General features: G+C 68.6%; 1 protein-coding gene. It reads right to left on the reverse strand.

All coding sequences use genetic code 11. The annotated features are described in order from the left end of the window. Window positions 1–63 precede the first annotated feature (63 nt). The gene (locus BMX94_RS10465) at window positions 64–1,203 is read right to left on the reverse strand and encodes a hypothetical protein (RefSeq protein WP_091006378.1); all 1,140 of its coding nucleotides are present in this window, start codon (window positions 1,201–1,203) and stop codon (window positions 64–66) included. Between the last annotated feature and the right edge of the window lie 158 nt (window positions 1,204–1,361).

Genomic DNA, 1,361 nt, shown 5'->3' on the forward strand with positions numbered 1-1,361 from the left:
GGGCGTGGCCCTCCTGCTTAAACTGCTCAGTTTCTCGTGCTCACGGTGCTCATTTCCCAGTGATTACTCGGACCACTTCTTAGTGAACATCAACACGCCGGAGACCCTGGGGGCGTAGGTCACGTCGTCGCCCGCGGTGACGGAGGCCGGGGAGGCGTCGACGCCGACGAGCGACCAGGAGTCGTCGTACACCTCGAGCCCGGCGGACAGGGTGCGCTTCCGCCCGGAGCGGTCGGTCACGTCGACGTAGACCGTGTAGCGGCCGGCGCGGGAGACCTCGGAGGAGAGGGTCGCCGATGCGTCGGACGTTCCGGAGCCCGTGGAGAGCACGGTGGAGCCCCACTCGCCCGCTGCCCAGGAGCCGCCGCGCTGCCAGACGTAGTTGTACGTGGCGCCCTCGAGGTCGCCGGACACCTGCGGCTCCACGGTGACGGATTGGCCGGAGGTGACGCGGGAGGCGGAGAGCGAGACGCCGGAGAACGTCCACTCGGGCGACGCGACGACGAGCGTCGTGGACATGGTGCGCTTCTCGCCGGAGCGGTCGGTCACGTCCACGTAGACCGTGTAGCGGCCGGCGCTGGCCGGCGCGAGCTCGCACGTGGCGTCGGACGTGCCCCTGCCGGTGTCGCGGACGGTGGAGCCCCAGTCGCCGTCGGCCCAGGAGCCGCCGCGCTGCCAGACGTAGTTGTACGTGGCGCCGTCGAGGTCGCCGGACACCTCCGGCTCCACGGTGACGGATTGGCCGGAGGTCACCCTGGTGGCAGACAGCCTGACGCCGGAGTAGTCCCAGGACGGCGGCGCGACCTCGAGCTCGGCCGACATGGTCCTCTTCGCGCCGGAGCGGTCGGTCACGTCGACGTAGATGGTGTAGGTGCCCGCGCGCCCGATTTCGGACGAGAGGGTCGAGGACGAGTCGGCCGTGCCCTGGCCGGTCGAGAGGACGGTGGAGCCCCAGTCGCCCTCGGCCCAGGAGCCGCCGCGCTGCCAGACGTAGTTGTACGTGGCCCCGTCGAGGTCGCCGGACACCTCCGGCTCCACGGTGACGGGCTGGCCGGAGGTGACGCGGGACGAGGAGAGCGTCACGCCAGTAAAGGACCACTCGGGAGAGGTGCTCGCTGCGGGTTCGGCAACGGCGGACAGCGGCGCAGCGAAGGCGCAGGTCAACGTCAATGCCAGAATAACCAAACGGTTGGCCGTCTTCACAGGCGTCAACCTCCAAGAACTGAAAAATAATAGTGATCGTTTCTGCGGTAGTATAACCCTCTCAGGGACCCCGGACGTTCCTCTGGACCGCCGCTACGCCGCGTAACCCAGCGCCGCACGGTGCTCCCTTATCGTCCTCCATCCTAGCGCCTTCTTCG

Source organism: Olsenella sp. KH3B4 (assembly GCA_900111695.1).
In the GTDB taxonomy this organism is placed as follows: domain Bacteria; phylum Actinomycetota; class Coriobacteriia; order Coriobacteriales; family Atopobiaceae; genus Tractidigestivibacter.